This window comes from Janthinobacterium sp. GW458P (genome assembly GCF_002127585.1).
Classification (GTDB): domain Bacteria; phylum Pseudomonadota; class Gammaproteobacteria; order Burkholderiales; family Burkholderiaceae_D; genus Janthinobacterium.
The window spans coordinates 19,779-42,178 of sequence record NZ_NEGZ01000050.1 but is presented as its reverse complement, the minus strand read 5'-3'; the positions used below and the strand labels follow the sequence as shown (position 1 = coordinate 42,178).

Below are 22,400 nucleotides of genomic sequence, written 5' to 3'. Positions count from 1 at the left end.
CTGCTGCCGCGCGCGCTGGCGCGCAAGCTGGTCGGCGGCCTGCTGGCGGGCGGCCTGAAACCGCTGGCCAGGCTGGCCGAGGCGTCGGGCGACGGCGCCGTGCTGCGCACCCGCGTGCGGCGCACCATCGACAGGCAGCGCGAAGTGTTCGTCACGCTGGGCATGGACCTGGGCCACGCCCTGTCCCGCGGTTTTGTCTGCCGCGAGCCGCATCCGCATCCCCGTTCGCCGAACGCACATACCGAGTACTGGCCTACCACCAGCCCCGGCGGCCTGATTCCCCACGCGTGGAGCGGACAGCGCGGCAGCGACCTTTCCACGCGCGACCTGGCGCGCCAGCATCCGCTGACCCTGCTGGTGCAGGCGTCGCAACGGGCTGCATGGCTGGCCGCACTCGATGCCGTCAATGCGCAATGGGGCATACGCATCGCCTGTCCCTGCATCGACGACAGCGACGCGGCCCAGTTCCGCCTCGCCGCGCCAGCCTTCGCGCAGGCGCTGGAAATGGCGCCGGACGGCGCGCTGCTGGTGCGCGGCGACGGCGTGGTGGTGTGGCGTAGCCGCCATCGCTGCGCCGCGCCCGCGCAAGCGCTGGCGGACGTCTTTGCCACCCTGTTTTCCCACAATAACTACCAATCCTGATGCGCAGGACAGACCCCACCAAGGAGACACCATGAGCCATACCATGCAGCAATTCCCGATTCCCTGTTCCGACCCGCAGGCGCGCCAGCCGGCCAAGCTCGCGCACATCGTGCTGGCCTCGCGCCATTTCGAGGAAACCATCGACTGGTGGGGCATCGTGCTGGGCGCGCGGATCATGTTCCGCAACGAGCTGCTGTGCTTCCTGTCGTATGACGAGGAACACCACCGCCTGGCCCTGATCAATACGGCCAATTTCAGCTCGAAGCGGCGCGAAAGCACGGGGCTCGACCATGTGGCGTTCACCTACGCCTCGCTCGACGACCTGTTGCACACCTACGAGCGCCTGAAGAAGATCGACATCACGCCCGTCTGGTGCATCAACCACGGGCCGACGACGTCGATGTATTTCCGCGACCCGGACGGCGTGCAGGTGGAGCTGCAGGTGGATAACTTCTCCAGCCAGGAAGAACTCGACGTGTGGTTTCACTCGGGGGCGTTTGAAAAGAACGCCATCGGCGTGGAGTTCGACCCCGACTACCTGCTGGAGCGGCACCGCCAGGGCGATGCCGACCGGGTCTTGCTCGGCGCGGGCAATGTCGTCAGCCGGCGTTTCGTCACGCTGCCATGAGGCTGTGCAGTTTTTCCGCGCCTGGCATCGAGCGCCATGCGGGCGTGGCGCTCGACGGGGGCCGCCTGCTCGACATCACGGCCCTGCATGCGTCCGATGCGCGCTTCGCCAGCCTGCTGGCCATCATCGAACACGAGGCGGCCACCTTGCCCGCGATTCAGGCCAGCCTGGGGCGCCTGCTTGACGCATCCGTCAGCGCGCACATCCACGCGGTGCATGCCGTCACGCTGGAGCTGCCCTTGCAGCCGCCGCAAATCCGCTGTTTCAGCGTTTACGCCCAGCATTTGAAGAACGCCTTCGGCCAGATACTCAAGCGCAAGAAGAATCCGCTGGCGTCCTTGCTGCTGCGCGCGCTGTTCAAGATTCCGCCGTCGTTTTATGCGGCGCCCGCCTACTACAAGGGCGTGCGCCTGAATCTGTCGGGTCCGGGCGACACGATCGCGCCGCCATCGTCCGGCCCCATGCTCGACTACGAGGCGGAACTGGGCGTGGTCATCGGCCGTGGCGGCAAGAATATTCCGGCCGGCCAGGCGATGCGGCATGTGTTCGGCTACCTGATCTTCAACGACTTTTCCGAACGCTCACAACTGATGAAAGAGATGGGTTCACGCCCCAGCGCGGGACCGGCCAAGGGCAAGGACTTCGATGGCAGCAACAGCCTGGGCGCCTGGCTGGTGACGCGCAATGACATCGCCGACCCGCACGCGCTGCAGGTGACGGTCAGCGTAAACGGCGAATTGCGGGGCAGCGGCACGACGGCCGCGATGAGCCACAGGATAGAACGCATCGTCGAGTACGCGTCATGGAACGAGACCTTGCAGGCGGGCGAATTGCTGGCCACGGGCTGCGTGCCCAATTGCGCGGGCATCGAGCAATGGCGCTTCCTGGCGGCCGGCGACCGGGTCGAGGTGGCCATCGACGGGCTGGGCTCGCTCGCGAACATCATCGGCAAACAGGAAGGAGGGTAGTTGGCGCAGGCGTTTCAGGAAGAGTGTTATCCAAAAATTATAAATAACGGAGACTTGCATGCAAACGAAACATCTGGCCATCGCGATGGCCGGCGCGCTCGCGCACATCCTGGCCCAGGCGGACAATGGCTTCTTCCAGGTCGGTTATGGCGCCGAAGCGCGCGGCGTCGGCGGCGCGTCGGCGGCCGTCACGCGCGAAGTGCTGGGCGGCGCCAGCAATCCTGCCACCACCATATGGATCGACGGGGCCGGCGAACGCCTGGAAGCTGGCATGGCCATCATCCAGGGCAGGACGCGCATGTCGCGCAGCACCGCCGCCGCGCCCCTGCTCGACACGTACACGGACAGTGAACGGGCTTTCGAACCGGTGGGCGAATTCGCCTACGGCACCCTGATCAGTCCCGCCATGTCGGTCAGCGTGGTCGCCTATGCGAATGGTGCCTCGACCTTCTTGCCGGACTCGACGACGGCCTGTCCCGGCACGCTGGGCAATGCCATGTGCGGCGCGGGCAGGACGGGCGTCAGCATCCGCCAGCTGATCGTCGCGCCCAGCGTGTCGATGAAGGTGGCGCCCGACGTGTCGCTGGGCGCCTCGCTGCTGCTCGTGGGGCAGCTGTTCAAGGCGGAAGGGGTGCAGATGCTGGCCGCTTCCTCGCAGTCGCCGGGGCGGGTCAGCAACCAGGGCACGGCGACGGCCCACGGACTGGGGCTGCGCCTGGGTGCCTACTGGCGCGCCAGCGAGCAGCTGGGCTTGGGCGCTTCCTGGTCGCCTCGCGTGCGCATGAGCGAGTTCGGCAAATACCGGGGCTTGCTGGCCGATGCGGGCCGCTTCGACGTGCCGGAAAACTATCTGATCGGCCTGTCCCTGGCGGCCACGCCGCAGCTGTCGCTGCTGGCCGACTACCAGCGCATCAATTACAAGGGCGTGGCGGCGCTGGCGAACCGGCCCTTCGATGGCGGCAATCCGTTCGGCAGCGCGGGCGGTGCCGGCAATGGCTGGGAAAACATGAATGTCTACAAGGGCGGCGTGCGCTACCAGGCCACGCCGCGCCTGCACCTGTCGGCGGGCCTGTCGTACAACACGGCCGCATTTGCCAGCGCCAGCACTTCGGCCAACATCAATTCGCCATCCACGTTCCGCCGCCATTACACGCTGGGTGCCGGCTATGCGGGCGGCGGCGCGCAGTGGTCCGCGTATTACCTGTATGCGCCGCAGGAAACGCGCAGCGGCCCCTCCGCGCTGGCCGCCGCCATGGGCTCGTCCGGGCGGGAAAGCATCGGCACGCGCCAGCAGATCATCGGCCTGCAATACAGCCATGACTATTGACTATCTCTCTTGACCACCCATTGACCACTTTGAAAATCCGGATCCCATGAACGCTCGCATCACACCACAAGCCGAGGCCCAGCCCACGTCCCTCGATGACCGCTTCCTGCTGGAAAAGGGCCAAGTCTATCTGACCGGCAACCAGGCGCTGGTGCGCATCGCGCTGGACCAGCGCCGCCTCGACGCCGCCCAGGGCAAGAATACGGCCGGCTTCATTTCCGGCTACCGCGGCTCGCCGCTGGGCCGCTTCGACATGGAGCTGTGGCGCGTTGCGCCCGTCCTGAAGGCGGCGCAAGTTCACTTCCAGCCCGGCGTGAATGAGGATCTGGCCGCCACGGCTGTCTGGGGCAGCCAGTTCGTCGGCAGTTTTCCCGGCGCCCGGGTCGATGGCGTGTTCGGCATCTGGTATGGCAAGAGTCCCGGCGTGGACCGCGCCGGCGATCCGCTCAAGCATGGCAACCTTGCCGGCACCTCGCCGCTGGGCGGCGTGCTGGTGCTGGCGGGCGATGACCATAGCGCGAAGTCGTCCACCACGGCGCACCAGTCGGACTTTGCGCTGATCGCGGCCGGCATTCCCGTGCTGTACCCGGCGAATGTGCAGGATATTCTCGATTTCAGCCTGCGCGGTATCGAGATGTCGCGGCAGACGGGCTGCTGGGTGGGCATCAAGCTGGTGACCGATGTGGTGGAGTCGGCGGCGGAAGTGACGGTGGGCCAGCTGGCGCCGCTGCCCCAGCCCACGCCGGCTGCGGCCACACCGTGCACTTCCCTGCACATCCGCAAGTTCGAAATGGCGCCAGCGGCGGAAGAGCGGCTGTATGTGCACAAGCTGCCGGCTGCCGTGGCGTTTGCCCGGATGGCCGGCCTGAACCAGCTCGTGTGGCCGGCGCCGCAGGCGCGCGTGGGCATCATTACGGCCGGCAAGTCGTATGCCGATACCATGCAGGCGCTCACGCGCCTGGGCGTCACCGCGGACGGACCGGTCGGGCAGCGCCTGCGCCTGCTGAAGATCGGCATGGTGTGGCCGCTGGAAGACCAGATCGTGCGCGACTTTGCGCAGGGGCTGGAAACGATACTGGTGGTCGAGGAAAAGCGTCCGCTGCTCGAAGCCCAGCTCAAATCGATCCTGTTCGACGCGCGCCTGTCGCCGCCGCCCGTGGTGCGGGGCAAATTCGACGGCGCGCCGGAATGGTCGAGCTTGCGGGGACGGCCGGAGCTGCCCATCTGCTATGAGCTCAACACGGGGCAGATCGGCGCCGCCATCGCGAAACTGCTGGAGATGGCCGTGGCGGCCGGGAGCGCGCCCGCCTGCCAGGCGCCGGCCGGCGCCGTACCGCTGCGCAAGCCGAGTTTCTGCGCCGGCTGTCCGCACAACATTTCGACCCGGCTGCCGCAGGAAAGCCGGGCGCTGGCGGGCATCGGCTGCCATACCATCGCCATGCTGAACGACCCGTTGAAAACCAATACGGTATCGCACATGGGCGGCGAAGGCGTGATGTGGATGGGGCAGGCGCCGTTCACGGACGAGGAACACGTGTTTGCCAACATGGGCGACGGCACCTACTTCCACTCCGGCTACCTGGCCATCCGCCAGGCCGTGGCGGCCAATTTGCGGATGACCTACAAATTGCTGTTCAACGGCTTTGTCTCGATGACGGGAGGCCAGCCCATCGATGGCGACATCAGCGTCGACAAGGCGGTGGCACAGCTGCAGGCCGAGGGCGTGCGCAAGATCGTCATCGTCACGGACGACGTGGCCGCGTACGCGCAGCGCCGCCAGGCGCTGAACGTGCCCATCTGGGACCGCGCGGCGATGGAGCGCGTGCAGCAGGAGTTGCGCGCCTATCCCGGCCTGTCCGTGCTGATCTACGACCAGGCCTGCGCGACGGAAAAGCGCCGCCTGCGCAAGCGCGGCCAGCTGCCCGATCCGCAGGTGCGCACCTATATCGACCCGGAAGTGTGCGAAGGCTGCGGCGACTGCGGCGAACAGTCGGGCTGCCTGGCGATCGAACCGCTGGATACGCCGCTGGGGCGCAAGCGCAAGATCAACCAATCGTCGTGCAACAAGGATCTGTCGTGCGTGCAGGGCTTTTGCCCCAGTTTCGTCACCTTGCACGGCGCGACCTTGCGCAAGGCGGGCGGCGCAGCGGCGCTGACGATTCCGCCGTTGCCCAGCCCCGCCGTCGCAGACCGCTTCGAGCCCGTATCGCTGCTCGTCGCGGGCATCGGCGGCACGGGCGTGGTGACCATCGGCGCCGTGCTGACGATGGCGGCGCACCTCGATGGCAAGGCGGGCAGTTCGCTGGACTTGACGGGCATTTCGCAGAAATACGGCGCGGTGGCGTCGCACATCCGCCTGGCGCCCACCGCCGGCGAGCTGCATGCGGCGCGCATTGGCGAGCACGAAGCCGATGTGCTGCTGGGCTGCGACCTGATCGTGGCGGCCGGCGCCGAGGCCATGTCGTGCCTGCGCCCTGGCCTGGCCAGGGCCATCGTGAATACGGAAGTGGTGCCGACCAGCGATTTTACGCGCCAGCCCGACTGGTCTGCCGATGCGGACAGCCTGGCGCAAGGCATGCGCAGTGTGCTGGGCGAGCGCGCCCGTTTCGTTGACGCCTCGGCGCTGGCGCAAGCGCTGCTGGGCGATGCCATCCTGTCGAACATGCTGTTGCTGGGCTGCGCCTGGCAACAGGGCTTGCTGCCCGTGAAGCTGGACGCGATGCGCCGGGCGATAGAGCTGAACGGCGTGGCCGTCAAGGCCAACTTGCGCGCGTTCGACGTGGGCCGCTGGCTGATCCACGACCCGGCCGCCGTGCAGCGGCAGGTGCTGCCGGCCCAGCAAGTGCATTTCGCGCGGGCGCAGCAACCCAGCTTGCCGGCACTGATCGAAGACCGTTGCGCCAGATTGCAGGTGTACCAGGATGCGGAGCTGGCCGCGCTCTACCGCGAGCGGATGCAGGGCTTGCGCGCGGCGCTGGGCCAGGAAGCGGTGTCGGAAAAGATCCTGCGCCAGGTCGCCACGCAATATTTCCGCGTGCTGGCCGTCAAGGACGAATTCGAGGTAGCGCGATTGTATAGCCGCAAGGAGTTCCGCCAGTCGCTGGCCGGCAGCTTCGAGGGCGACTTCCAGATCCGCTTCCACCTGGCGGGCGGGCCGTTCGGCAAGACCGATGCGGCCACGGGACAGGTGCGCAAGACGGCCGTGGGCGCCTGGGTGTTGCCGGCCTTCCGCCTGCTGGCCAGCCTGCGTTTCCTGCGCGGCGGGAAGCTCGACCCGTTTGCGCGCGGCGCGGAAGCGGCCTTGAACCGGCGCATCCGCAGCCTCTATGAAGACGACCTGGCGCGCATCGCGCAAGGGAAGGATAGCGGCGGGCAGATGCTGGAACTGGCTTCCTGGCCCGAGGGCATACGCGGCTACGGCCACGTGCGCGCGCGCATGGCCGACGCCGCGCTGGCCAGGCGCGCCGGCATTGCGGTATGCTCCCCGCTGACAGCTGTTCAGCCTACCTTGTAACGGACTCAATATGCCAACTTCCCTGACTTCCCTCGCCAGCATCGGCGATTTGCTGGCCCTTGAGGCGGCCAGCGATTTGCCGCTCGATGGCGTCGCCAGCACCTACGACTTGCTGCGGCGCGGTGCGGCGCGCGCGCCAGATGCGCCGGCGCTGTCCTTTTTCATGCGCGCACAAGACTATGCGCGAGCCCATGTCTGGAGCCATGCCGAGAATCTGGGACAGATCACGCGCGCGGCGAACATGTTCCGCAAGCTGGGCCTGGAGCGGGGCGAACTGGTCGCCTTCATCCTGCCGAACCTGCCGGAAACGCACTGGACGATCTGGGGTGGCGAAGCGGCCGGCATCGTGATGGCGATCAATCCCATGCTGGAAGCCGCCACCATCGGGCAATTGCTGCAAGCCGCGCAGCCGCGGCTGGTGGTCACCGTGGCGCCCGCCAGCGGCCAGGAGCTGTGGGACAAGGTGGCGCAAGCCGTTGCCGGCATCGCCAGCCTGCAAGCCATCGTGGCCGTGTCGACCGAGCACTATGGGACGGCGGCGCAGGGGGCCGGCGAGGCCGCGCCGCTGCAGGTCGACTTGCCCGTGCACGATTTCCACAGCCTGCTGATGCGCGAAAGCGCGCAGCAGCTCGATTTCGCCGCGCCGGCACTGGACGATGTCGCTTCCTATTTTTGCACGGGCGGCACGACCGGCATGCCAAAGATCGCCGTGCGCACGCATCTGACGGAAGTGGCCAATGCGCTGCAGGTGACGGCCGTGATCGGCGATGCGCTGATGCGCCCGGGCGACACCATGTTTTGCGGCTTGCCCCTGTTTCACGTGAATGCGCAGCTGGTGACGGGCTTGTCGAGCTGGAGCCATGGCGGCCATGTACTGCTGGCCACGCCACAAGGCTACCGCGCGCCGCAGCTCATTTCCCTGTTCTGGGAAATCGTCGCGCATCACCGGGTGGTGGCGTTTTCGGGCGTGCCGACGATCTATGCGGCGCTGCTGCAGGCGCCCAGCGCGGGACTGGACCTGTCCTGCGTCAAGCTCGGCATCTGCGGCGCGGCGCCCATGCCGCAGGAGCTGTTCAAGCGCTTCATGGACACCTTCGGCATCCGCATCGGCGAAGGCTACGGCTTGACGGAAGGCGGCTGCGTCTCGACCCTGAACATCCCGGGCGGCGATTACCGCTATGGCTCGATCGGCTTGCGCCTGCCGTGGCAAGGCGTGCGCATCGCCATTCTCGATGCGCACGGCGCCTATATGCGCGAGGCGCAAGCGGACGAGATAGGCGCCTTGCTGATCCGGGGGCCGAATCTGTTCAAGGGCTATCTCGACCCCGTGCACAACCGGGGCATCTGGGTAGCCTGCCCGGACGGGGAGGGCAGGCAGCAGGACTGGTTCAATACGGGCGACCTGGGCCGCATGGAGGCGGACGGCCATGTCTGGCTTGCGGGCCGGACCAAGGAATTGATCATCCGCGGCGGCCACAATATCGATCCGAAGTGGATCGAAGAGCCGCTATGCCGCCATCCGGCGGTGGCGCTGGCCGCTGCCGTGGGGCGGCCCGATGCCTATGCGGGCGAGCTGCCCGTCGCGTATGTCCAGCTGCATCCGGGAGCGACGGCCACGCCGGAGCAACTGCAGCAATTTGCCATCGAACACATACCGGAACGGGCCGCGCTGCCGAAGGCCATCCATATCGTGGCTGCATTGCCGACCACGACGGTGGGGAAAATCTTCAAGCCCGACTTGCTGCGGCGCGAAATCCTGTCCGTCGTGCAGGCGGAGGCCAGCGCCTTGCAGCTCGAGCTGCTGACGCTGGAAGCGCGTCCCGATGAGCGGCACGGCACTGTCATCGAATGGAGCGCCGCGGGCGACACGACGGCATTCCAGGCCGCGCTGGCGCGCTACACCTTCCAGCACAGGGTGCGGGTGCTCTAGAACGCTTTTTTTGGCGGGAAGCTCAAGGCAGGTTGAACTTGTAAAGCATATATGACTGAATCGCTACCGGTGCTTTGGGTTACGCGACCGCAAGGGCTGCGAAGTGACCAGAGAATGTATGGTTGGAGGAGGTTCCATGATGACTTGCTCTACGAGAAAGGTTTATTACACGGACGAAGTCGTTGCCAGAATGCGCACCGACACACGGTGTTTCGGATTGCTGCCGTTCATCAAGAAAATGGCCCAAAAACACAAGCTCCCGGTCGGCCGCAGCTGGCGGATGGACGAAATCTACATCAAGGTCAATGGCATCTGGAAGTATCTTTACCGTGCCGTCGACACGCTAGGCAAGACTGTCGACTTCCTGCTCACAGCGAAGCGTGACATGACTGTTGCGAAGCGCTTTTTCAAAAGGCGATAGCGTCGAACGGCGATCCGGAAGGACACGGCCGTCCAGTTTAAGGGCAGAAGTGCCATGCCCGGATAACTTCGCCCTTTGATCAACAACGCGACAAAACCAAGCTCAGTTCGCTCAACAAAATTCGTCAGGAAATCGCCAATATGATAGAGCCGGTAACACCGCACATACACTCAGGTAACGTTTCTCAAATTGACATGTGACGATACAGGTTGCTGCGTATCCACTGCCCATTTCCAGCATCCGAGTTCTGTGTCTGCCACAGGCGGAAATCCGCGTCGGCAGTCAATGCGTCCATGCATTTTCCATAGTCAGCAAATGTTGCAAAAGGGACTGTGAATGACAAGTTCCCGGCTTCGCCAACGTTCACACTCCATAATGATGGTTCTGCGCCATACTTACGCCACAATGCAGCAACGACCTTGACGCTTTCTATCAGATTGATGAAATTGCTGCCGGGCTGCGGACGAAATTCGTACTGAACGAGGATGTTCATGGCAACTCCTTTACGTTGAACGGGATGCAAGATCAATTTTAAGTGTAGCGAGAAATGTCAAACTAACAAGTAAAATTTCTTTATTTGGAGTTCGGTTACATCGGTCTCGTTCGTACTGACTTTGAGACGACCTTGCACTTCGGCCAACGGTTTGCTTGGCTGTGAGAGAAGTGCCCGAGAGCGGTTGAATACGTAGGTGGGGAGCTTGAGGTCAGGTGGCAAGGCACCAGACAGGAACCAAGAACCGTTGACTAGATATTGCTAAAAATTCAAGTAATTGCTATGCCCCCCCCGCGACGCTCGCTCTCCCGTCCAAATGCATGATTTATCCACAGTGCTGTCCACGTCATCTGCGGACAAATTCAGCTGCCATTTTTCTGCGCAATTGCTGGGCCAATACTCGGAGATAGTACCAGTCCCGCCGAAGGACTCAAACATGGCCATGCCGGCCTCGGATGTCATTCTCAGCAGTGATACATCTCATTACAAATGATGATTGGTGAAGGATGGCGCGGTGCAGCATAATCGATTCGTCTCCTCCAACTCCTCAAAGAATTGGATTCAACTCGCCCAAGTTGGCGGGTTTTTTTTAGCCCAAACTTTTAGCTTTGGGCGGAAGCCTGCGGCCAATTGGACATTTGGGGAGTGGTCTCATGTTGCGTTCTCTGCTTGCCTATAGAGGGAGCTCCCGTTTGTCGTGGGCAGGCCCAGCATGCACAAGGCAGTCTACACGGAGGCAAAAGCTAACCATCTCTGACCAGAGTCTTTCACACAAATATGTGAAACTTGCGCCGGAAGCAATGAATAGGTTGACAGTAGCGATAAGCGGAAATTACATAAACTATATAAATTAAATTTATTGTCCATTCTCATGGAACCCAAGTAGTTATCTGGAGTCTGGCGATTGTATCGGTCGTTTTTTTGTACTAAGAATGGAAAATATAAATATTTTTACAATTTTCGATGCATTTTGGAATTTGTATTTTTACCACTAAAAATAATAATTAAACTGCAATGATACTAATCGTGGGAGTATCCGATTGTACTGTGTGCTGCAGTGCGTCAATTCCGCGATGAGGGGCACGTTAGCGCCTTCATTCCTATGATTTGCCATGTAGGAGTTGCTATGAAATTACTTTCCTCTACTGTCACAATGTTGCTGGCACTTGCTATATCCCCATCGCTTCAGGCGAGTGCCCCACTTCCGGGCGTGGGTGCAAGCCCTGAAGGTACATCCGTGTCTGGCCTGTCGTCAGGCGCGTTTATGGCAGTGCAATACCAAGTCGCATACTCAGCCTCGGTCTCCGGGGCAGGAATAGTGGCAGGCGGCCCATATTATTGCGCTTCGAACTTCCTACTAACCTATGCCGGCATCTGCATGGGAACAGTTCCGTTTTTTCCACCCAATCCCAACTTAATGGTGGCGGCGGCCCAACTTTTCGCGTTAAACGGAGACATCGACCCACTAATTAGCTTGCAAAAAAGCCGCGTTTACGTTTTTAGTGGCACCAAGGATACTGTGGTGTATCAGTCAGCTGTTAATGCCACGGTCGATTTTTTTAAAGGTGTTGGTGTGCCAAACATAAATCTGGTCTATGTTAATAAAGTGCCGTCCGGGCATGCGTTATTGACACCAAGTTTTGGAAATGCCTGTAGTGCAAACAAGGCCCCGTTCGTCAGTAAGTGCACAGTAGGTAAGGCGGCATATGACCAACCCGGTGCAATACTTTCCCATATTTATGGGCCGCTCAATCCTCCCGCCAAGATACGTACAGGCCTGCTGCTAACATTCAATCAGCGTGAGTTCGCCGATTCATCGACCAGTATGGCTGACGATGCCTATGCGTACATACCAGCAAGTTGTACCCAAGGTGTCAGCTGTAAAGTGCACGTTGCTTTTCATGGTTGCCTACAGTCGGAGAAGGTTGTCGGCGACGACTTCTACGGGAAAAGCAGTTATAACGACTGGGCCGATAGCAACAACATAATCATGCTTTATCCACAAGTGAACGATTCACAACCGCTTAACCCCCAAGGCTGCTGGGATTGGTATGGTTACACGGGGCCAAATTATGCATACAAGAGCGCACCACAGATGAAGGCTGTTCAGGCGATGATTGAGCGGCTCACGTTATCCTCGTCAGGGCCCATGGCGATGCATTGAAAGCAAGTGATGACAGTATTCTCACCTGCGATGCATCTCATTACAAATGATGATTGGCAAGCTATGCTGCGGCGCAGCATATTTTAGCCGTCTTTTCCAGCTCCTCCAAAATTGAATTCAACCCGCCCTCAGTTGGCGGGTTTTTTTAGCCAAAAATTTCAGCTTCGGAGTGGATGCCTGTGGCCAGCAGGGACGTTGGAGGAGTGGCGTCATGCTGCATTCTTGGCCCGCCTATAGAGGGAGGCCCCGTTGTCGTGGCCAAGCAGAGCGCGCAAAGAGCAGCCCTCAGTCATCTATTGGGCGTGCTGGAAACCAGGTTTCGTGATGTTCAGTAAGTTCTAAGTGGACTGAGTCTAACGAACCAGGCCTGCAATCAACTTTGGGGAATCGAGTTCGCCGTAATGCAAGCGTCCAATGGAGCCGGGGTAGGCACCTGTCCGTTGTGGTCACACGCCTGATGCAGATGAATATGCCCCAGCATGAACGCATTGGCCTGTGCCTGAAACAGCGCGCCTGCGGTAAATTCATGGTCCATTCCCGCCATCGGCACCCCATGTTCTGTCATGCAGCCGATCACGGTACCGTGGGAGAGCGCGATGGCGGGAATGCGCCGCTGGCGCGCCAGTAGATTGCCTGGCGCGTAGCCGGCCAGAAGGTCAGCCAGATAGTGCCCCATGGCCTGTCCGGGTTGTTCCGCACCGACACTGGCGGCCAAATTCTCCTTGTTCATGGTCGGAACGCAGGAGCAGAGGAGGGCGCAGTCCGTGTCGCGCCAGTCATTGGCATCGAAGCGCGAGTGTGTGGAAGCCGTCCATTCACGCCGGCTGTTGAGAATGACCCGCTGCCGGCGGTTGGCCACGTGTATGGGATAACGGCCCCCTAGCGGGGAAAACAGATCCAGCGTACCGGGTGGTTCGTGTGAAAACGTCCCCTGCAACATCAGCACCGGGCAATGATCGGCCAAGCGCCGGATCTGGCGCGCAAGCGCCATCAACGCCGGCGAATGGGCGTCCAGGGCAGGCGCCACGCCAAATAGGCGTCGAGCCAGTACAGGACTGTTGCGTCGCGAAGCAGAAGCGGGGGGGGGGGGGCTATGCCATTCGAAGCGGCACCGGCTGGCAGCCATGGCGGAGAGCGGTGCAGGCCCGCCGCATCGATGTAATCGGCAACGGTCAATCTGGCGATCTCATTCGGACGTACACCGGTATGGATAAGTATGAGGAGAAGGGCGATATCGCGCTGTTTGCAGCGGCTATGCCGTGCTGTGTGTAACACCAGCTGGTCAATGTGTGCCTGGGTAATGATCGGAAGTATGGTTGTGGCTGCCTGTTTCGCCAGCGGCACGAAGTGTTCCAGCGCTTTCAGGTAGTCTTTCCCATGCGCGCGGATGAGATGGGCAGTGGGAGTACTGTCCTCATCGAGGCGGACCACACCAACGACTGTCTGTAGATCCCGCGCCAAATCGCTGACGGATTTGGAGACAGTCGAGTTCGTTACACGAAACCGCGCTGCAATCTGGTCATAGGTCTGCCCTTGAAGCATGGCCAGAAGCCAGGTCGATGCGAAAGAAGGGGATCGTGGTTCCATATTTAGGCCTGCGTGGCAACGGTGCTTTTCACGATTGTTGCCGGGCCAGCTGCATGGCTCCAGTCGAAATTGCCCCTTTAAACAAGGTGTTTCGATGGTACAAGGAGAAAGAAGACTGCAAAAGCATGTATGAATTGTCTTAGAATGGCGTTGACTTGGCATGCCTGCTCAAGTCACATACAGGCCTCATCCAAATTTGTACCACTGTCAAGGAGTGCGTATGGATATCTCATCATTATCACTGGCCGAGTTAAAAAAGCTCGAAGCGCAAGTAATTCAAGAAATCAAGTCCCGCCAAAAAGACGAGCTGAAAAAAGCCCGTGCGGAAATGCTGGCTATCGCACAGCGGGTCGGCGTGCCGCTGACACAGTTGATCGCCGGCGGGCCAAAAAATGCAGCGAAGGGCGAGAAAAAGTAGTTCCAGCGATGTATCGCAACCCCGAAAATCCGGATCAGCAATGGATTGGGCGTGGACGCCAACCTTTGTGGGTCAAGTCTTGGCTGGAGAAGCATCAATCGCTTGATGGGATCCGTATCTAATTTGAGTTCCCTATTCTCATGCTTTTAGTCCGTGTCATTGGTCCTTGTCATTCTGAAGATTAGCTGTTGGGATTAGATATCTCATACGTGAGCGAGGAAGCTGTTTGGTACGGCTAAAATATTTATGGCGCCTTCGTCAATATCCTTAATTCACTAACTCATTCTCAATAATCGAGTATCTTGTCTGATAGCACATTGGAGGATTTTTTTGAGGCAGGTCGTAGGCAGTTGCAAGGAAGAGACACATCATGCAGCGCGTCGTTGATTGGCTTGTCGTTGATGGTCAATAATGGATTTCGACCAGTTAAGACGATTCAGAAGTGGTAATTTCATGTTGATGAATACGCTTTATTTGCGTAGATGACAATGTGTCTTTGCACTTCATAATGCCTCAGTTAAAGGCTATTCGTCGCATTTTTTCTTGATGAATGCAATTTTTCTGGAATGTCACAAATGAGACAAGCTATTTGTCATACGAAATGCGCTCCCAGTCTTCAAGATCCTCTGGTATTCCAAGGATAGTGAGGTCAATGCCAGATGAATGACTAAAGGTGTAACCATGTGCCAAGTCCGCCGCGGCTTGTTCGGGTGAATGATAGTTCCCTAGTTTTTCATTGCAAAACACGGCATAAAATCGCCCCGTGGTTGCGTGGAAATCGATCTGCGCCAGTCCTTTTCGAGTCCCAAATATGTATATGGTTTGCATGTGGATTTTTTAGTGATGGATTTTAATATGCACTTACTACATCTAAGAAAAACCATAAGGTAGATGGAGAAAGTGGTCGAGAAGCGAATTGGAATCAATGTGTGGCGAGTATTATGGGGCATCTATACTGATGCGTATTGGATCTTGGTATGCATTCCATCTTTTGATAGTTCGTTCAAGAATAATTTATTTGGCAAGATGGATGGCTTAAAAGATAAAAGAAATCTCTATTCTTTGCATGGGTGGATGACTCTTTGATCATCAAAATACAAGGTTTTTTAGATTTAACTATTTATTCCATATTGAATATATTGGCGCTTCTTGAAATTAATTCGAGAGATTTTAATCTGCCAGTTCGGTGGACTTGTTATCCATTGAATTGGCCCAGTTTTCTTCACTTCCGGGTAAACTATCAAATCTATGGCGCATCACCAAAGTATTATTGCATTTTAGGCTGACTTGGTATGGTTTTCCTTTGAGAAAGCTGTAGCTGGAAAGTTCATAGAAAGCTGCTAGGGCAGTTCCACAGTCAGATGTTTTTGTTGTGGACCATTGGAAAGTAAATTTCCTCAAGGTGGATAGGTAAACATAATAAATAGGTTTCTTTAGGTTGCTTGCAGACCGATAACGCTTAGCACTATTCTTCTTATTTTTTTCGGAGCTACGAAAACGGGGGAAGGATTGTGCAGGTAATCCTGTGTCAATAATGGACAAAATTGCCCTACTATGTACGAGCTCATGAGCGTATGCCGATGCTTCGATTTGCGCACCACGAAACGATTTGAAGGTGCTTGGTGTATCAATCGTCAAGGCTGGTTCAATGGTGGCGCATGTGTCGCCTCTCTTTGAGAGTAGAATCCTTCCTTTGTAACGGTATTCAGAGGTAAGTATGGCGCAAATGTGAAAAACGTAGCCATCTAAATGATGTTCGTGCGTAAATTCCATGGCAGGCATCTCCTTGATGGTATTGTGCAGCGATAAACTTCACCTCGGGAAATAATGCAAGCAAGCTTGATGTAGATCAATATAACCAATGTTCAGTTAATCAATTCCTCGCCTACATGTGCTAGTGGAAATGAAATTAAGTGTAGCGGTTTAATGTACCCGGACACTGATTTAGGCGAGAATGCTCGCCATGGAGAGGTGTTTGATGAGCAAGCAAAGACGTACGTTTTCCCCTGAGTTCAAACAGCAGGCGGCATGCCTGGTACTGGATCAAGGATATAGCCATACGGAGGCAAGCCGTCCGGTCGGCATCGGCGAATCAGTGCTGCGCCGCTGGGTGCAGCAGCTGCAGTTGGAGCGGCAGGGCATCACGCCACAGAGTAAGGCAATGACGCCTGATCAGCAGCGAATACAGGAACTCGAAGCACGCATTGCGCGTCTCGAGCGGGAGAAGTCCATTTTAAAAAAGGCTACCGCGCTCTTGATGTCGGAAGGGATAGAACGTACGAGGTAATCGATCAGATTTGTAGTAACGAGTCAATCGAGTTGATCTGCGCGGTGTTCGACGTAGCGCGGTCATGCCTGTATGCGTATCGGGAGCGCGCCCGGCACATTGATGTGGAGCGCATGGCATTGCGTAGCCGCGTGCACGAGCTGTTCGTCGAGAGTCGCAATTCGGCGGGAAGCCGCAGCATCATGGGCATGATGCGCGAGGAAGGCACGGCAATTGGCCGCTTCAAAGTCAGTCGTTTGATGGAAGAGCTGGGGCTGGTCTGCAAGCAGCCTGGCAGCCATGCCTATAAGCAGGCTACGGTGGAGCGGGTCGATGTTCCGAAACCTCAATCGTGAATTCACAGTGGAGGCGCCAAATCAGGTCTGGTGCGGGGACATCACCTATGTCTGGGCGCAAGGCCGATGGTATTACTTGGCAGTGGTGTTGGATTTGTTCGCTCGCCGAGCGGTGGGCTGGGCATTTTCGCTACGCCCCGACGCCGACCTTGTTGTGCAAGCGCTGGAAATGGCTTACGAGCAGCGAGGTCGACCGCAGGGGCTGCTGTTTCATTCGGATCAGGGTAGCCAGTACGCCAGTCGAAAATTCCGTCAGCGCTTGTGGCGCTATCGGATACGACAGTGTTCGTTTGCGAGCGGAATTGATCCGGTCGATTTGACCCTCCCTCCATGTCCTCGCGAACGCAGCGACCCTGTCGTATGACCCCTCGAACCCCAATTCTTTTAGGTCCTCATGGATCTGCTTTAGCGTGCGTCGCTGCTTGCGCGATGTAAGCGTCTGCCCAGTACCGTGTTGAGGTTCCTGGGTTAAAGCGAGATTATGCTTGTCACACCGCTGGTAAGCGGAGTTGAGCAGGCCAGTTTGGTGGCACAGTTCCAGGGCAGAAAGCCATCGACCCGGCTGACGGAGTGGAGTATCAGGAAAAATCAGCCTACCGCAGAAAATTGTGGTTATGATCAAACAGTCATATCGTTAACGCCGCTCATCGTCGAAGGCCACCCCATGCAAGCACCACTTCAAGCAATAAATGGCTCTGATGCCGCCCAAACGGACACTGCCACGAAAGTTGCACGGACTGGGGTACTTGCGGACAACCGGCCCGAGGCGCCGGCGCAACGTAAACTGGCCGAGATGATGAATAACAGCCCGCGTGTGTTGCAGCGGCGGGCGCTAAGCGACGTCATTCACAACAGTCCGCGGATGGTGGCGCAGCATCATCAAATGAATGCGCTCTTTGGCGAGGCGGTCAAACCGCAAGGAGATGGTGCAATTCGAGCGGAGGCGTCGCCGGCGCAGCGCAAAGAAAAAACAAACAATACCGGCCTACCCAATCGATTGAAATCAGGAATAGAGTCGCTCTCTGGCATGAGCATGGATCATGTGAAGGTGCATTTTAACTCGCATAAGCCGGCCCTTTTGCAGGCCCACGCCTATGCGCAGGACAGTGACATTCATGTGGCGCCCGGGCAGGAAAGGCACCTGCCGCATGAGGCCTGGCACGTCGTCCAACAGGCGCAGGGCAGGGTGGCACCGACGCGGCAGATGAAAGGCGGCGTGAACGTGAATGATGATGCCGGTCTCGAGCATGAGGCCGACATCATGGGCGACCTGGCGCTTGGCGAAAGCACTGGCAAAAATGCGCACGACTCACCACAGGCCAGCGTGGAAGCGTTCGCACGCGGGCGTGAAAATCCGGTTCAGAAACGCTCGTCCACTGTAGCGGCCCAGCCGATAGTGCAACGCAAAATTGGTGAGGAGGCCAATGTTATTTTTGGACTGTCGGGACGCAGCCTTGAGCAGATAAGACTTGCGATTGTGGCGGGCTATACAACATTTGACGGCGCCGATTCTTACGGCGGGACGATTTTGAGTCTGGCGACGGCGATTGACGAGGCGGTCGCGGGTGGAAGAACGCGAGACGAATTTGACATCATCTACAAGGTCGATCACACACCTCCCGCGGGGCTTGATGCGCACATTCGGGAAGTCGCTGCGCGATTCGATGGCTATATTGACCAGGTACTCATTCACAAGGTGACCGATGCGCCGCAAGCAGCTCTCTACCAGCCCATTTTGGCTCTTCTGAAAACCGACGGTGTCATCAGCGGCTTGGGGGCCGGCGATGTGGGTGCCGGAATGGATGCGCAGTTCGCCGATAAGGACAGCTTTGAAATCAATGCCATTGAAATTTTTAACGGCGCCGATCACGAAGCCCTGGTCACCAGGCTCAATGAAGCCGACAAGCCAGTGTTTGTCTACAACGTGATCGGTGCTTTGAAGGAATTCCTGGGCCTTGGCGATTTGAATCCCAGCCACATCCAACTCTCTGCCATGGTCCAGCGGATTAAGGAGCTCGTCCCCAAGGCAGAGCCCATCCTGAGCAGCGGCGATCAGGCAAGGCAGCTCGCCAACAAAAATGTGTTTGAAATTGAAGACTATGCAGCTGTTGGTACAGCGCGGGATGCAATCATCACGGCGACGGCGGACGCGCCTGAAGCAGCGGAAGGAGCGGTAAGCATTGCTGACATGCCGGAGGGGCTAAGGGACAGGATGATGGGCATCCTTTATGGCGGTTTTGACTGGGCAGCGGAAAACCTGTTTGTCAACGAAGCGGATTATGGCAACGCGCGAGACCAGAACCTTGCACTGTTCACACCGGACGAACGCGCGCTTCGCTATCAGGGCGTGCGTGCCGATGCTGCAAAAAACCTCAGTGTACACCAGCTGATTGAGATGCTCTTCGATAGTCATGGCAATTGCCATCGTGTGGACGGCAGCAACTTCTTGTTGCGAGGCTTCGACTTGATCGAATAACGCATCAGCCGGTTCAATGCTTCTTGACCGTGGGTCTGTCGCGTGCACTGACAGCGGGCTCACCGATAACGCCATCAACAGTACCGACAAAAAAAACCGGCCCCGTAGACCGGCTCTCTTCAATACAACTCTGCGCAGTCGCTTTTCTGGTGAGCGGGTTTCTGTCTTGGGTTCAAACGGTCAACTTTTCTCAATCGTTCGGGTCCAGCAAAATCAGTCACTTACCTCGCGTCAGTCCGACCAACTTTATTGTTTTAAGTCACAAAGCACCGTGAGGCCTAGGTAAGCGTCCGCTCAGCGCCATCTTGAGTGCAGGAGGGATTTGATCGATGATGGCGTCACACCGCTGGGAAGCGGCGTGATCTCAAAGGGCTGCTGGCAGGTTGCAGTTCCAAGGCAAGAAATCATCAACCCGGTTCACGGGATGATCGGCGATATGCGTCAGCACGTGACGCAACCAGGCTTCGGGGTCGACACCGTTCAGCCTAGCCGTGCCGATCAGCGAGTAGATCGCGGCGGCGCGCTCGCCGCCGCTGTCGGCGCCGGCGAACAGGTAGTTGCGGCGGCCGATGGCGACACCGCGCAAGGCGCGTTCGGCCGCAGAGTTATCAATCTCGATGGCGCCGTCGTCGCGGTAGCGCAGCAGTGCCGGCCACAGCTTGAGCGCATACAGGATCGCCGCCGCCGTGTCAGATTTGCGCGATAAAGTATCGAGCGTGGCGCGCAGCCAGCGCTCCAGGTCGTCGAGCAGCGGGCGCGAACGGGCTTGCCGAACTTGTCGTCGTTCGTCGGGCGGCTTGCCCCGGATCTCAGCCTCGATCACATAGAGCTCGGCGATCCGGCGCAGCGCCTCGGTGGTCAGCGGCGTCGCGCGGGCGGCGTGCAGATCGTGGAATTTGCGCCGCGCGTGCGCCCAACATGCCGCTTCGCGGATCGTGCCGTCCTCGAACAAGGCGTTGAAGCCTGCATAGGCGTCCGCTTGCAGCACGTCTTCAAACTTGGCTAGGTGGGTCTGCGGATGGATGCCCTTGCGGTCGGGTGTGTAGGCAAACCAGACCGCTGGCGACGTGGTGTCGCCGGAAGACCTGTCGTCGCGCACATAAGTCCACAGGCGCGCCGTCTTGGTTTTGCCGTTGCCGGGGGCCAGCACCGGGATCGGCGTATCGTCGGCATGCAACTTTGATGCCGCCAGTACGTGGCGGCGAATGGCGTCGACCAACGGGCGCAGCAACGCACTGGCTGCGCCGACCCAGCTCGCCAGCAGCGCACGATCCAAGTCGACGCCCTCGCGCGCGTAGAAGACGGACTGGCGATACAGCGGCAGATGATCGGCGCACTTGGCCACCAGGATGTGCGCCAGCAAACCTGGGCCGGCGATGCCGCGCTCGATTGGCCGGCTCGGCGCCGGCGCCTGGACGATGGCGTCGCAGCAGGCCCATGCCAGCTTGGGGCGCACATGACGAATCACGCGGAAGCTGGCCGGAACGAATTCCAGTTGCTCGGCCACGTCCTCGCCCAGCGGCCGCAGGCCGCCACCGCAGGCCGGGCAGGCATCGGTCGTCGGTGCATAGACCTTCTCGTCTCGCGGCAAATGATCGGGCAACGGCCGGCGCACCGATTTCTTGCGCGGTGCCTGGTCGGCCGCCGGCATCTCGCGCGCCGCCTCCGCCTCGTCGGCCTGCAAGTCTTCCAGCTGCAACTCCAGCTGCTCGATCTGGTGGTCGAGCTTTGCCGACTTGCGACCGAACTGCATGCGCCACAATTTAGCGATCTGCAGCTTGAGGTGCTCGATCTCGACGGCGCGCGTGTTCAGTTGTTCGCGCAGCCATTCAACCACCTCGTCTTGGGCGAGCAGCAGCGCCTTCAAGGCGGCGATGTCGTTGGGCAGGTCGGCTGGGCTGAGCATGCGCCAAGTTTACGCGAGGCTTGTGTCGTTTACAAGGCCGACGTTGGTTTCCAGGTCCGTTCCGGCCGCCGCCAGTCTATGCCTTCGAGCAGCATCGACAGGTGCGCTTGCGTCAGCGCCACCGAACCGCTGGTAGCCTGCGGCCAAATGAAGCGACCGCGTTCAAGCCGCTTGGCCAACAGGCACAGGCCATCGCCGCTCCACCACAGTAATTTGACGAGGTCGCCGCGCCGGCCACGGAACACGAACACGTGGCCGCTGAACGGGTCTTCCTCAAGCGCCGTCTGCACTTTGGCAGCCAAGCCATTGAAGCCGGAGCGCATGTCGGTAGTGCCGGCGGCAAGCCACACCTTGGTACCGGCGGGCAGCCCGATCATCGTAGCACCCGATCCAATACTTGGGCCAGCGTGGCTGCGTTGGGCTGGCCTTCGATGCGTACACGGACTTCGCCCAGATCCAGCACGATGGTGCCGCCGGCGTCGCCATCGGCATCGGCGTTGTTCGGCGCGGGCGCCGACGGCGCCAGCACCACCGGCAACAAGCCATCGGTGCGCATCAACGCCGGCACACCGAGGCGCCCTTGTTGATACAGCCGGCGCCAGCTGAACACCTGGTTGGCGTTGACACCGTGGTCGCGCGCGATGCGCGCGACCGAGGCGCCCGGTTTGAGCGATAGCGCAACCAATGCGCGCTTGAACTCCAGCGGATGCTGGCGATAGTGGCCGCGTGCGTTCTTTGAAATGGTCGGTTGAAAATTTGTGTCCATAATCAGAATTTGTGGGCACAAATACTGTGCCAAAATTCGATCATGAATAACGGCGCTCAGGCAGTCCAGACGGCACTAGGAAGACGCTTACTGCGCGATCGCGCCTCTTCCGTTTTGAGCATTGCCGAAAGTTGGAATGCGTATTGGTCAATGGCTCGCTTGGAGCGCCGCTCAGCGTAGGCTGGTTCTATGGTTTCTGAGCGTAAATAGCGTCGAACGGTGTTTCGCGAGATGCCCAAGCGCCTGGCTATCTCTCTCAATGGGATCTGGTCGCAAATGTGCCAGCGTCGAATAATGCCTAGTAGTGCCACGTCGATCACTCCAATTCCCCACTCAATGTCATGAGTAGGATTGTGTCTTAAACGTGGGTCAGTTCCGTTTGCAAATTATAGGGTGAAGTGGGTCAGATTTCGCTGCAAATCAACATGATGTGGTCAATGCTCCTCATCGAAGGTCCCGCTTTCGGGATTTGACTGTATGCCAGCAGCGAAAGTTATCAACGTGGTCTGGCTTCGCTGTATTCGATGGAGTAACCTGT

The 22,400-nt window shown here is 59.2% G+C and carries 17 protein-coding genes and 3 pseudogenes; 11 read left to right on the top strand and 9 right to left on the bottom strand.

Annotation, left to right across the window (positions count from 1 at the left end; translation table 11 throughout):
• The 7 genes and pseudogenes from CBW50_RS29495 to CBW50_RS22015 form a co-directional block, all read left to right on the top strand.
• Positions 1-642 (top strand): hypothetical protein (locus CBW50_RS29495; RefSeq protein WP_172404855.1); only part of this gene is annotated, 642 nt, incomplete at its 5' end.
• Positions 643-673: 31 nt separating this feature from the next.
• Positions 674-1,270, top strand: coding sequence for a VOC family protein (locus CBW50_RS22040; protein WP_086147529.1), 597 nt, complete (start codon positions 674-676; stop codon positions 1,268-1,270).
• Positions 1,267-2,238 (top strand): fumarylacetoacetate hydrolase family protein, encoded by a 972-nt coding sequence (locus CBW50_RS22035; protein ID WP_086147528.1) that lies wholly within the window; start codon positions 1,267-1,269, stop codon positions 2,236-2,238. The genes CBW50_RS22040 and CBW50_RS22035 overlap by 4 nt, the downstream gene beginning before the upstream one ends.
• Positions 2,239-2,296: 58 nt before the next feature.
• Entirely contained in the window at positions 2,297-3,565 is a 1,269-nt protein-coding gene (locus CBW50_RS22030) for an OmpP1/FadL family transporter (RefSeq protein ID WP_086147527.1), read from the top strand.
• A gap of 46 nt (positions 3,566-3,611) precedes the next feature.
• A complete protein-coding gene (locus CBW50_RS22025; RefSeq protein ID WP_086147526.1) occupies positions 3,612-7,079 on the top strand; it encodes an indolepyruvate ferredoxin oxidoreductase family protein in 3,468 nt (1,155 codons plus the stop codon).
• A gap of 10 nt (positions 7,080-7,089) precedes the next feature.
• Positions 7,090-9,009, top strand: a complete 1,920-nt coding sequence (locus tag CBW50_RS22020) for an acyl-CoA synthetase (protein ID WP_086147525.1) — start codon at positions 7,090-7,092, stop codon at positions 9,007-9,009.
• A gap of 244 nt (positions 9,010-9,253) precedes the next feature.
• Positions 9,254-9,424, top strand: a pseudogene (locus CBW50_RS22015) (DDE-type integrase/transposase/recombinase); the annotation flags it as partial.
• Positions 9,425-9,614: 190 nt separating this feature from the next.
• Here the strand turns inward: CBW50_RS22015 and CBW50_RS22010 are convergent.
• The gene (locus CBW50_RS22010) at positions 9,615-9,923 is read right to left on the bottom strand and encodes a hypothetical protein (RefSeq protein ID WP_086147524.1); all 309 of its coding nucleotides are present in this window, start codon (positions 9,921-9,923) and stop codon (positions 9,615-9,617) included.
• A gap of 1,126 nt (positions 9,924-11,049) precedes the next feature.
• Here CBW50_RS22010 and CBW50_RS22005 point away from each other — a divergent pair.
• Complete coding sequence (locus CBW50_RS22005) at positions 11,050-12,087, top strand: depolymerase (RefSeq protein ID WP_086147523.1); 1,038 nt, start codon at positions 11,050-11,052, stop codon at positions 12,085-12,087.
• A gap of 373 nt (positions 12,088-12,460) precedes the next feature.
• On the opposite strand, the gene CBW50_RS22000 is transcribed toward CBW50_RS22005, so the two are convergent.
• Together CBW50_RS22000 and CBW50_RS21995 are read right to left on the bottom strand one after the other, a co-directional pair.
• The gene (locus tag CBW50_RS22000; protein ID WP_139842598.1) at positions 12,461-13,114 is read right to left on the bottom strand and encodes a hypothetical protein; all 654 of its coding nucleotides are present in this window, start codon (positions 13,112-13,114) and stop codon (positions 12,461-12,463) included.
• On the bottom strand, positions 13,078-13,674 hold the full coding sequence (locus CBW50_RS21995; RefSeq protein WP_139842597.1) for a hypothetical protein: 597 nt from the start codon (positions 13,672-13,674) through the stop codon (positions 13,078-13,080). Before CBW50_RS21995 ends, CBW50_RS22000 begins: the two co-directional genes overlap by 37 nt.
• Before the next feature lie 129 nt (positions 13,675-13,803).
• Here CBW50_RS21995 and CBW50_RS30370 point away from each other — a divergent pair, with 129 nt between their 5' ends.
• Positions 13,804-14,214, top strand: coding sequence for an H-NS family nucleoid-associated regulatory protein (locus CBW50_RS30370; RefSeq protein ID WP_367301831.1), 411 nt, complete (start codon positions 13,804-13,806; stop codon positions 14,212-14,214).
• A 463-nt stretch (positions 14,215-14,677) separates the two neighbouring features.
• Here CBW50_RS30370 and CBW50_RS29075 read toward each other — a convergent pair whose 3' ends face one another.
• Together CBW50_RS29075 and CBW50_RS29070 are read right to left on the bottom strand one after the other, a co-directional pair.
• Positions 14,678-14,920 (bottom strand): hypothetical protein, encoded by a 243-nt coding sequence (locus CBW50_RS29075; RefSeq protein ID WP_139842596.1) that lies wholly within the window; start codon positions 14,918-14,920, stop codon positions 14,678-14,680.
• Between the two features lie 342 nt (positions 14,921-15,262).
• Positions 15,263-15,865, bottom strand: coding sequence for a hypothetical protein (locus CBW50_RS29070; RefSeq protein WP_139842595.1), 603 nt, complete (start codon positions 15,863-15,865; stop codon positions 15,263-15,265).
• A 205-nt stretch (positions 15,866-16,070) separates the two neighbouring features.
• On the opposite strand from CBW50_RS29070, the pseudogene CBW50_RS21985 reads away from it, so the two are divergent.
• Positions 16,071-16,997, top strand: a pseudogene (locus CBW50_RS21985) (IS3 family transposase); the annotation flags it as partial.
• 198 nt (positions 16,998-17,195) lie between these two features.
• The gene (locus CBW50_RS21980; RefSeq protein ID WP_226935956.1) at positions 17,196-19,190 is read left to right on the top strand and encodes a DUF4157 domain-containing protein; all 1,995 of its coding nucleotides are present in this window, start codon (positions 17,196-17,198) and stop codon (positions 19,188-19,190) included.
• A gap of 364 nt (positions 19,191-19,554) precedes the next feature.
• On the opposite strand, the gene CBW50_RS21975 is transcribed toward CBW50_RS21980, so the two are convergent.
• The 4 genes and pseudogenes from CBW50_RS21975 to CBW50_RS21960 all read right to left on the bottom strand — a co-directional run bounded on the left by CBW50_RS21975 (position 19,555) and on the right by CBW50_RS21960 (position 22,173).
• Entirely contained in the window at positions 19,555-21,096 is a 1,542-nt protein-coding gene (locus tag CBW50_RS21975) for an IS66 family transposase (protein ID WP_086147519.1), read from the bottom strand.
• 29 nt (positions 21,097-21,125) lie between these two features.
• A complete protein-coding gene (tnpB, locus tag CBW50_RS21970; RefSeq protein WP_086147518.1) occupies positions 21,126-21,473 on the bottom strand; it encodes an IS66 family insertion sequence element accessory protein TnpB in 348 nt (115 codons plus the stop codon).
• A gap of 194 nt (positions 21,474-21,667) precedes the next feature.
• A pseudogene (locus tag CBW50_RS30050) lies at positions 21,668-21,838 on the bottom strand (transposase); the annotation flags it as partial.
• A gap of 80 nt (positions 21,839-21,918) precedes the next feature.
• Entirely contained in the window at positions 21,919-22,173 is a 255-nt protein-coding gene (locus CBW50_RS21960; protein WP_253251973.1) for a helix-turn-helix domain-containing protein, read from the bottom strand.
• Between the last annotated feature and the right edge of the window lie 227 nt (positions 22,174-22,400).

Coding starts and splice junctions, on each gene's coding strand:
- CBW50_RS22040 (WP_086147529.1), top strand. CDS start 674: ATGAGCCATACCATGCAGCAATTCCCGATTCCCTGTTCCGACCCGCAG.
- CBW50_RS22035 (WP_086147528.1), top strand. CDS start 1,267: ATGAGGCTGTGCAGTTTTTCCGCGCCTGGCATCGAGCGCCATGCGGGC.
- CBW50_RS22030 (WP_086147527.1), top strand. CDS start 2,297: ATGCAAACGAAACATCTGGCCATCGCGATGGCCGGCGCGCTCGCGCAC.
- CBW50_RS22025 (WP_086147526.1), top strand. CDS start 3,612: ATGAACGCTCGCATCACACCACAAGCCGAGGCCCAGCCCACGTCCCTC.
- CBW50_RS22020 (WP_086147525.1), top strand. CDS start 7,090: ATGCCAACTTCCCTGACTTCCCTCGCCAGCATCGGCGATTTGCTGGCC.
- CBW50_RS22010 (WP_086147524.1), bottom strand. CDS start 9,923: ATGAACATCCTCGTTCAGTACGAATTTCGTCCGCAGCCCGGCAGCAAT.
- CBW50_RS22005 (WP_086147523.1), top strand. CDS start 11,050: ATGAAATTACTTTCCTCTACTGTCACAATGTTGCTGGCACTTGCTATA.
- CBW50_RS21995 (WP_139842597.1), bottom strand. CDS start 13,674: ATGGAACCACGATCCCCTTCTTTCGCATCGACCTGGCTTCTGGCCATG.
- CBW50_RS30370 (WP_367301831.1), top strand. CDS start 13,804: ATGAATTGTCTTAGAATGGCGTTGACTTGGCATGCCTGCTCAAGTCAC.
- CBW50_RS29075 (WP_139842596.1), bottom strand. CDS start 14,920: ATGCAAACCATATACATATTTGGGACTCGAAAAGGACTGGCGCAGATC.
- CBW50_RS29070 (WP_139842595.1), bottom strand. CDS start 15,865: ATGGAATTTACGCACGAACATCATTTAGATGGCTACGTTTTTCACATT.
- CBW50_RS21980 (WP_226935956.1), top strand. CDS start 17,196: ATGCTTGTCACACCGCTGGTAAGCGGAGTTGAGCAGGCCAGTTTGGTG.
- CBW50_RS21975 (WP_086147519.1), bottom strand. CDS start 21,096: ATGCTCAGCCCAGCCGACCTGCCCAACGACATCGCCGCCTTGAAGGCG.
- tnpB (WP_086147518.1), bottom strand. CDS start 21,473: ATGATCGGGCTGCCCGCCGGTACCAAGGTGTGGCTTGCCGCCGGCACT.